The sequence below is a fragment of the Allocoleopsis sp. genome (assembly GCF_036703385.1).
Classification (GTDB): domain Bacteria; phylum Cyanobacteriota; class Cyanobacteriia; order Cyanobacteriales; family Coleofasciculaceae; genus Allocoleopsis.
Genome location: NZ_DATNPA010000638.1, coordinates 1 through 9,399 on the forward strand (window position 1 = coordinate 1; position 9,399 = coordinate 9,399).

At 47.8% G+C, this 9,399-nt stretch carries 9 protein-coding genes; 2 read left to right on the top strand and 7 right to left on the bottom strand.

The annotated features are described in order from the left end of the window. On the bottom strand, positions 1–1,159 hold a 1,159-nt coding region (gene argJ, locus V6C93_RS30205; RefSeq protein ID WP_333480380.1), incomplete at its 3' end, for a bifunctional ornithine acetyltransferase/N-acetylglutamate synthase. Positions 1,160–1,441: 282 nt separating this feature from the next. Between argJ and V6C93_RS30210 the strand changes: the two genes are divergently transcribed. Next, entirely contained in the window at positions 1,442–2,041 is a 600-nt protein-coding gene (locus V6C93_RS30210; RefSeq protein WP_333480381.1) for a class I SAM-dependent methyltransferase, read from the top strand. Positions 2,042–2,400: 359 nt separating this feature from the next. Here the strand turns inward: V6C93_RS30210 and gatB are convergent, their stop codons facing one another. From gatB to V6C93_RS30225, 3 genes are all read right to left on the bottom strand, one after another. Further along, positions 2,401–3,885, bottom strand: a complete 1,485-nt coding sequence (gene gatB, locus V6C93_RS30215; RefSeq protein WP_333480382.1) for an Asp-tRNA(Asn)/Glu-tRNA(Gln) amidotransferase subunit GatB — start codon at positions 3,883–3,885, stop codon at positions 2,401–2,403. A gap of 139 nt (positions 3,886–4,024) precedes the next feature. Further along, positions 4,025–4,204: a chlorophyll a/b-binding protein gene (locus tag V6C93_RS30220; protein ID WP_333480383.1), complete on the bottom strand. Its 180-nt coding sequence runs from the start codon at positions 4,202–4,204 to the stop codon at positions 4,025–4,027. 52 nt (positions 4,205–4,256) lie between these two features. After that, positions 4,257–4,436: a chlorophyll a/b-binding protein gene (locus tag V6C93_RS30225; RefSeq protein ID WP_333480384.1), complete on the bottom strand. Its 180-nt coding sequence runs from the start codon at positions 4,434–4,436 to the stop codon at positions 4,257–4,259. Positions 4,437–4,564: 128 nt separating this feature from the next. On the opposite strand from V6C93_RS30225, the gene V6C93_RS30230 reads away from it, so the two are divergent. Beyond that, positions 4,565–6,280, top strand: a complete 1,716-nt coding sequence (locus tag V6C93_RS30230; protein ID WP_333480385.1) for a flavin monoamine oxidase family protein — start codon at positions 4,565–4,567, stop codon at positions 6,278–6,280. A gap of 595 nt (positions 6,281–6,875) precedes the next feature. On the opposite strand, the gene V6C93_RS30235 is transcribed toward V6C93_RS30230, so the two are convergent. From V6C93_RS30235 to V6C93_RS30245, 3 genes are all read right to left on the bottom strand, one after another. Beyond that, entirely contained in the window at positions 6,876–7,418 is a 543-nt protein-coding gene (locus V6C93_RS30235; protein ID WP_333480386.1) for a pentapeptide repeat-containing protein, read from the bottom strand. Continuing rightward, the gene (locus V6C93_RS30240; RefSeq protein ID WP_333480387.1) at positions 7,418–8,761 is read right to left on the bottom strand and encodes an ABC transporter ATP-binding protein; all 1,344 of its coding nucleotides are present in this window, start codon (positions 8,759–8,761) and stop codon (positions 7,418–7,420) included. The genes V6C93_RS30235 and V6C93_RS30240 overlap by 1 nt, the downstream gene beginning before the upstream one ends. A gap of 252 nt (positions 8,762–9,013) precedes the next feature. Then, on the bottom strand, positions 9,014–9,399 hold a 386-nt coding region (locus V6C93_RS30245), incomplete at its 5' end, for a CHAT domain-containing protein (RefSeq protein WP_333480388.1).

Consider the following 9,399-nt stretch of genomic DNA (forward strand, 5'->3'; position numbering starts at 1 on the left):
CGACACTAACAGAGATTAATACTGTATCCTCTTTCAAATAAGCACCTGCGGCTGCTTGTTTGAGATAATTACCAGCTGCTGCACGGTCAAAAGGCAGGGGTTGACCATTTTCCATCATCAAGAAATCTCCTAACTGAACTCTGAGATTTTCCTGCTCAAAGGGTACTCCTGCATAACCTGCGGCGGCGGCAATTCTGCCCCAGTTGGGATCGCGACCAAATATTGCTGACTTAACCAAAGATGAGCCAGCAATACTTCTGGCAATTTGACGCGCTGCTTTGTCATCGGCTGCGCCCGAAACTTGTACTTCAATCAGACAAGTAGCGCCTTCCCCATCCCGTGCGATCGCTTTGGCTAAATGTTGACAAACCGCTGTTAGCATCGCCTCCAATTTTTCCGCTTCTGGCCCCATCTCCGTAATTGCTGCTGTTCGGGATTGACCATTTGCCAGAGCAATTAAGGTATCGTTGGTACTGGTATCTCCATCAACCGTAATTTGGTTGAAACTTTTATCCGCTGCCCGACTTAACATTTGTTGCCACAAAGTAGTGGATACAGTAGCATCACAAGTAACAAATGCTAGCAGGGTTGCCATGTTCGGATGAATCATGCCGGAACCTTTGCAAATGCCACCCACCCGCACGGTGCGATCGCCAATGGTAGTTTCCAGCGCGATCGATTTGGGGACTAAATCTGTAGTCATAATGGATCGCGCTGCTGAATCCGAACCTTTTTCTGAGGCGGCGGCAACCAGTTGAGGAATTCCTGACAATAGGGCATCCATGCGAATGCGTTGCCCAATCACACCCGTCGAAGCGACCAAAATTGATTCGGGTGGAATGTTCAGTGCTTGCCCCAAAGCTTGGGCACTTTCCAAGCTATCTTTCCTGCCTTGCTCACCAGTGGCTGCATTCGCTTGTCCGGCATTGACCAAAACAGCACGAGCACTGGCTTTGGCTTGCAATCGTTGACGGCAGTATTCTACCGGAGCGGCGCAAACTTGATTTGTTGTGAATACACCCGCTGCGATCGCATCTACATCTGACAAAATCAATGCTAAATCAGGAAGCCCTGAAGGTTTCAGTCCGGCGGTAATCCCTGCCGCTCGATATCCTCTAGGGGCTGTGACACCACCTGTAATTTCTTGCCAGTCTGACATGACGCCTCCTGAAAACCTTCACTCCTGTTTGAGAGGCGATTATATCAAGTCTCAGGGAACCAGATAGCGAAGCGGCTGGTATTGATACAAAAAAAAAGAGAGCCACTTGAGGCGACTCTCCCGATCATCAGGGTGCATCTACTTCTCACAAGTATAAGGGTTAGGGGTGAGGGGTGTCACCTCCTATTTAATTTTTTTGACGAGTTGTTTTTGTTGATGAGAGTTTGTCTGATATAAATTACGAGTAAAAAGTTCCTGCCGATTAATTGTTAAGTCATCATCATGGAGCCGAATGATACAGCTACCCGATATGATCAAATCGCCCACTGGTGGCAGACTAAACATCAACATTCAACCTACGGGATTGCCCAATTGGAGCGGACTATCAAATTTACTTCTTTGAGGCACTCAGCTCTTGACGTAGGGTGTGGAAGTAGCGGACGTTTTCTCAGAATCTTATCCCAGCATGGATTTCAGGCTGAAGGGCTTGATATTTCTAGCGAAATGATCAATTTAGCAAAACTCCTACATCCAGAAATCACATTTTACAGGGAAGACATCTGCTGTTGGATTCCTCCGAAACCTTACAGCTTGATTTCGGCTTGGGATAGCACCTTTCATCTGCCCCTAAATGTGCAAGAGCCTGTGATAAAAAAGCTATGCGAGGCTCTTGAACCTGACGGAGTACTCCTGTTTACCTGTGGTGGTGGACATACAACCAGCGAGATTTCGGGGGTATTTCAAGGTCAAAATTTTGAGTACAGCACTTTGGGGGTAGATGCTTTCTTGCGAATTCTTACCTCACATCGCTGCACATGCCGCCATCTCGAATATGACCAATATCCTGAGAATCATGTTTATATCATTGCTCAAAAGACCTAACCAAATTTTTCAGCTGGAGATTGGTTAGCGTGCCATATACGCTAACCGCTTCTTTATTTGGGCATTTGGCACAAAAAAAAGAGAGCCACTTGAGGCGACTCTCCCGATCATCAGGGTGCATCTACTTCTCACAAGTATAAGAGATAGGGGTGGGGGGTGTCACCCCCTATTTAAACTTTTTTCTCACTAGCGTTTATAGGCACAAAAAAAGGAGAGCCACTTGAAGCGACTCTCCCGACTATCAGGGTGCATCTACTAAGCACACTATAACAAGATGGGGGTGAGGGGTGATACCCCTTATTGTGTGATTTTTGTGAAGTTTACATCTGAGTTTGATGAACCTATAGAACTCGCCACTCTTAGCCATTCAGCTTCTTGCTCAAGATTTGGTTTGTTAGCTTAGGATCAGCCCGCCCACTGGTTTGCTTCATGACTTGTCCAACAAAGAACCCTTGGAGCTTGGTTTTGCCCTTGCGATATTGTTCTAGTTCCTTGGGATTAGCCGCAATCACTTCATCGATAATGGCTTCGAGTTGACTAGAGTCAGAGATTTGGATCAGACCCTTACGTTCCACCAATTCTTTCGCCGAACCCCCTTGAGACAGTAGTTCAGGTAAAATGTCTTTGGCAATCTTACCGCTAATTGTGCCGTCTTCAATCAAGGTGATGAGTTCTGCAAGGGTCGTTGGCTTGAGGGCAATTTCTGCGATCGCCACTTTCTCTGTATTTAGATAAGCCGCAATATCTCCCATCACCCAGTTAGCCGTTTGCTTAGCATTTGCACCCGTAGCAATAGCCGCTTCAAAATACTCTGCCACTTGGCGATCGTCCGTTAGCACGCGAGCATCATAGGCAGAAAGCCCCAGTTCGCTTTCATAGCGATGCCGTTTCTGGGCGGGAAGTTCAGGGAGTTCACTACCCCATTGCTCTAGCTGCTGCTTAGATACCTCAATCGGGGGTAAATCGGGTTCGGGGAAGTAGCGGTAGTCGCTGGAGCCTTCCTTTACCCGCATACTAATCGTGCGTTGACTACCTTCTTCCCACAGGCGTGTTTCTTGAATGATACGCTCTCCAGCTTCAACCGCCGCAATTTGCCGCTCGATTTCGTACTCGATCGCTTTTTGGATAGCGTTGAAGGAGTTCATATTCTTGATTTCGACTTTGGTGCCAAACTCCTTCTGTCCAACGGGACGCACGGAAATATTCACATCGCAGCGCAGCGAACCTTCTTGCATGTTGCCATCGCTGACACCGATATAGCGCATAATCCGGCGCAATTCCTGGGCATACTCCGCCGCTTCTTGCCCAGAACGCATATCGGGTTCTGAAACAATTTCGACCAGGGCTACACCTGCTCGATTGTAATCGACGAGGGAATAAGTGGAACCCGAAAGGCGATCGCTCCCTGCGTGAACTAGTTTTCCTGCATCTTCCTCCATGTGAAGACGAGTAATACCAATCTTTTTGCGGATAGGGTTACCTGCCTCGTCAGGTAGCTCAATTTCGAGCCAGCCGTGTTCGGCAATGGGTAAGTCGAATTGAGAAATCTGGTAATTTTTAGGCAGATCGGGATAAAAATACTGTTTCCGGTCAAACTTGCTGTAAGGGGCAATCTGGCAATTCAGGGCTAAACCTGCTTTTACAGCGTACTCCAGTACCTTTTGATTCAGCACGGGCAGTACCCCAGGCAGTCCCAAACAAATTGGATCGATGTTTGTATTCGGAGTCCCACCGAATTCTGTAGAGGAATGAGAGAAAATTTTGGTTTGGGTACTCAGCTGACAATGGGTTTCTAGACCAATAATTGCTTCATACTGAGTTTTAACCGGTGCAGCAGTGGTCATAGGCGTTTTGTTTGCTGTCTTATCGCAACAGGTCTTTACTCTAGTTTAGGAGACCCAAAACACAAGACCTAAAAAACCTAGGAGGTCTTAGAAAAGCTCCTAGGTTTCTCCTATTAGATTAATGGGGCAATGCATTTATTTACTGGAGTCCCCAAAAGTGTAGAACACCTTGATTCGAGAATAATTCAATCGCTATGGCAATGACAAAACCAAGCATTGCCAAACGTCCATTCCAGATTTCCGCTTGGGGGGTGAAGCCGAACTTGACAGCGTTACGGTCTTCTGGATTAGTAATAGGTGTGTTTGGTGTATTTGTCATGGTTGATTTTCCTTTTGTTAAATTTAGAGTGAAACGGGTGAGTTTTAAGGACTTACATTAATCCCCAGAAGTGCAGCACACCTTGGTTTGCTAATATTTCAGTCAGCAGCGCAGCTACAAAGCCAATCATTGCAAGGCGTCCGTTCCAGATCTCTGCTTGAGGAGTTAAACCTGTCTTCCAAGCATTACGCTCTTCAGGATTGGTGATGGGAGGAGTGTTTGATTGTTGCATGATTGTTATTTGCTTATTTTGTTGCCTTAGTCAAGCTTACTTTAATAAAGTTAACGAACACAAAGGCTAACGCTATCCGTCGGAGGTCAGAAGCTTTTGGATTCTGAAATTAAGTCTTTAGAAGGACAATGAGTATTAAGTTGGCGCTCAATCGTCCTTTGCCCTCGGCGCTAATTCCTACTGGAACAGAAAAAGTTATGAGTCGTTCGCTGCCCTTTAGAAACTTGGCACATACGCTGTGGATTGCCCGCTACTGCCAAAAGCACAACATCTCTACCAGTGAGGGGATGGAGCGCATAGCAGCCCTAGAAGCGATGCAGTCAGCACGACGCCGAAGCAGGCGGGAATTCTTAGTAGATATGGGTAAGCTAGCGGTAGTGGGTACGGCGCTAGGTGTGGGTTCCGGCGAGCTACATCGTACTCTCGCGGCACCAGCATCTGGGGCTGGAAATGTAGCCATTGTGGGAGCAGGATTGACAGGGTTAGCTTGTGGTTACCAACTGAAGCAGAAGGGAATTAATGCGACTCTATACGACGCCAGCAACCGATTGGGGGGGCGCTGCTACTCGCTGGGTGGTGCCTTTCCAGGAAGCGTTACGTTTCCCAGCCAGGTTGTTGAGCGAGGGGGAGAGTTTATCGATACCCCCCATAAGACTTTGTTGGGATACGTGCAGGAATTCAAACTGGATGTTGAAGATGTGTCCAAGCAGCCAGGGGAAGTTTTTTACTACTTTAACGGTCAACGCTATGCAGAATCAGTGGTTGTTGATGAATTCCGCAACTTTGTGGCTGTGATGCGGGACGATTTGCGATCGCTTTCTGCCGAACCCACAGCCGACAACTATACTGATGCTGACCGCAAACTCGACTTTACCACTCTGCAACAATACCTGGATACTCGTGGGGCGGGAAATCTGATTAAGGCTGTGATTAAAGCGGCGTATATTGGGGAATACGGTTCAGAAATCGATCGCCAAAGCTGCCTGAATTTTCTCCTATTTATCCATGCAGATAAGCGATCAAAGTTTAGACCCTTTGGCGTGTTCAGCGACGAACGCTATCACGTTATCGGAGGTAACCAGCAAATTGTTGAAGGCTTACGCAGCCGACTTCAAGGGCAGATTCAGGTTGGCAAGAAGCTGGTAGCCGCCCGCAAGGACAGTGCAGGCAAAGTTGAGTTGACGTTCAATGATGGCTCTAGCGGAAAATTTGACGCTGTTGTCTTTGCCATTCCCTTCTCAACGCTGCGGGAAGTTGATCTACATGCCAGCCTCCAACTGCCTGCGGCAAAGCTCTATGCGATTAACAATCTAGTCTACGGAACCAACGCCAAGCTAATGGTTGGCTTTACCAGTCGTCCGTGGGTGGCTTTAGGTAGTAATGGTTCGTCCTACGCCGACTTAGCAAAGCTCCAAGGCACTTGGGAAACTAACCCCAGCAAGGCAACTAGCGATCGAGCCGTATTGACTAATTACATGGGGGGCAAATTGGGTGCAGGAGTTAATCCTAACCAAGTTCAGCAGGAAGCGAGTGCCTTTCTCAACGACCTCAACCGCGTCTTTCCCGGTGCATTAGCAGCCGCAAGGCGTAATGGCAATCAGGTGGTAGCCCATTTGGAGCATTGGCTTTCCAACCCGTTGGTGAAGGGAAGTTACACCAGTAACCAACCCGGTTATTTTACGATGATCGCCAATAATGAAGGGAAACCTGTTGGCAATCTCTACTTTGCGGGCGAACATACTAACTCTTTCTATGACTGGCAGGGCTTCATGGAAGGGGCGGCGCTTTCTGGCATAGAGGCGGCTAACCAAATTCTCAGTAGTGTCAAGGGGAACCAAGGTTGAGGTTCAGAAGGCAGAAGATGGAAGGCATAGGACAGAAGGCTCTCACGTTTAAAAAGCGTGGGATGAACGAGAGACCTCTGGCATAAATCCTAGAATGCCCCCTAAATCCCCCATTTTTGGGGGACTTTGAACTCATGTTCCCCCCAGAATTGGGGGGCTAGGGGGGCAAAAATGTACTTTTGCAAGAGACGATTCATGAGCGTACCGCTCACACTCCAGGATGAAAGGAGACTTTCAAAACAGACCCCCACGGGCGATTGCCCACAACAAAAAATGAAAATAGTTCTCATGCTCGATGGATTTACGGCGTTTTAGCCTCTATTTTCAGGTTAGGTCTAAGGATGTTTGATTTTCAAGAACTACATTAACGATGAATAGCACTGACTTAAGAAATTTCATCCAACCCGTCAATCCTTGTGCAGGGGGTCTCTAGGTAGGCACTCCGTCCCCCAGTGGGGGGTTTGGGGGGAAACCCCCCAATCTGGGTTTTTCCAAGAAACGATAATTTTCCCTTACGTCAGTGACATTCGCATTAAGATAGCGCTAAAGCTCTAACTACAAACAAGTTGTCTGAGAAATATGAATGACGATGAACTCAACGATAGGTTGTGCTGTCGGGCATAATTGCTCCTCGGAGGTTAGCACCATTTAAAATAGCTCCCTTCAGATTGGCACCTGTTAAATTAGCCTCCTGTAAGTTAGCACCTGTCAAATCAGCCCCATAGAGGTTAGCCCCCTGTAAATCCGCACGATCCAGTGCTGCACCCCTTAAGTCAGAAAACATTAAAGTAGCACGCGTGAGGTTAGCATTACTGAGATTAGCGCTCATCAAGTCGGCAACTCTCAGATTAGCCCCGATCAAATTAGCATTGCCCAAAGCACATCTGGAACATTGCTTGGTTGTTAATAGCTGTTGGATAGGCATAGGGCTTGCTGTTGAGTTGCGCTCCCGAACGCCGCAAAGTCGGCTTAAATCCAGGATTTGACCCTCTTGGGTTTGGATGTAGCAAACGGATTGATCGGGATTGGGGTCAACGGATGTTGGGGATTGAGACACTAGGGAGGGTGAAGGGTTAGAAGCGATCGCACTTAGGACGGCAATCCAGGCACTCGCTATGGCAGCACTTGAATACAGCATTATGAATTAGGTCGAACTGCCAAGCCTGTTTGGGGGTCAAACAAATGAATCTTATCAACAACCATTGATAGCCAAAGTTGATCGCCAATTTGAACGAGTTGATCAGGTGCCGTTCTCACTTGTAAAGGAGATGCTTCAGCTAGCGACACAGTTAAATAGGTGTCGTTTCCTAATGCTTCTACCAGCTCAACTTGCACGGGTAAGTTTTTAGGGGCAGGTACACTGACACTAAGATGTTCTGGACGAATGCCTAACGTGAGAGAACGTCCGTCGTATTGTTTCAGAACAGGTGCCCAGACTTCTGGGAGAGTGAGGCGGAACTGAGGATGCGTAATCAGAAGCGGCGCTTTAATCTGGACGGGGAGAAAGTTCATCGGCGGTGAACCGATGAATTCAGCCACAAACTGGTTGGCGGGGTGGTTGTAAAGTTCCAGTGGTGGAGCAAGTTGTTGGATTTGCCCGTGATTCATGACAGCAATGCGATCGCCCATTGTCATCGCTTCGGTTTGGTCGTGGGTAACATAGATTGTGGTAGTTCCCAATTGCCGCTGAAGTTTCACAATTTGGCTGCGAGTTTCCGCCCGGAGTTTGGCATCCAGGTTGGAGAGGGGTTCATCCATCAAAAAGACTTGAGGATTGCGAGAAATTGCCCGTCCCAGTGCGACTCGTTGCCGTTGTCCCCCCGATAAATGCTTGGGCAGTCGGTGCAGCAGTGGTTCGATTTGCAACAACTGCGCCACCCGGCGGACTTGTTCATCAACCGCTTTCTCCTTGTCAGAGAAATAGCGGAGTCCTTTGGGAAGCGATCGCGTCATTGCCACGAAGAAATCCTCCACCCACTGGGGAATCTCTTGTTCAGATGGCTCTTCCCCACTTTGAATCTCCGATTCCGGACTTAGCATTTTCGTGCGCCGTAGCCCAAAGGCAATGTTGTCATAGACGGTTAAATGGGGATAGAGGGCATAGTTCTGAAACACCATTGCAATGTCTCGTTCCTTGGGGGGGAGGTCGTTGACTAAGCGATCGTTCACCCAAATATTGCCGCCTGTCATTTGCTCCAACCCTGCAATCAATCGCAGCAAGGTACTTTTGCCGCAACCCGAAGGGCCAACCAGCACCATAAACTCGCCATCATTGACCGTTAGGTTGATGCGCCGCAAGACATTGACATTACTCGTTTTTTGTGCCGTGGAATTATCCCTAGGGGAAGACTTGTCAACGGCAAGCACAGGCGCTTCATCCACCGGCGAGAGCAGAGGTTCTGCTGTTACGGGTGTGACGGTTCGCTCCCCCTTGCGACCTGAAAAGCTTTTATAAATATTTTCTAGAACAACCTGCGCCACGATTAATTCCCCTTCCCATATAAAGCTATTCTTCCCTGTTGCTAAGGCGATCGCAACAGGAGTTTAATTACTTAATTAAGTGGATGAAGTTATCCTCCACAAGAGTACAGGCTTGTTATGAATAGAAAAAATACCGATAAAAGCGCTTGTAGGGGCGGGTTTAGGGATAACTTTTGTAGGATACACCGATAACATTAAAACAAAACCCGCCCTCCTCCACCTGGATTAGGGTGTGTTTCAAAGAAAGCACCATTATCGCCAATCTCCCTGTACCGTAAATGCTGCCCAATAATAAGGAGACTGCCATTGCTGGGATTTCCACATTTCTAGTTGTGCAGCCCTTAATGCCGATACCGGCTTTTGCTCCTCCTTGAGCATCTTCTGATAAAATTTCGCCATAACTTCAGACGTGGCGACATCATTAACACTCCACAAACTCACGACTACGCGCCTTGCTCCAGCATACATGAATCCTCTTGTCAAGCCCACTAATCCTTCCCCTTTCACATCTTTCCCCAATCCAGTTTCGCAAGCACTCAAGACAACGAGTTCCGCAGGTAAGTTGAGGTTAAAGATATCTTGGAGACGCAAGAAACCATCTTGGGGCTTGCGTTGTTGGTCATAAAGAGACAGCACGA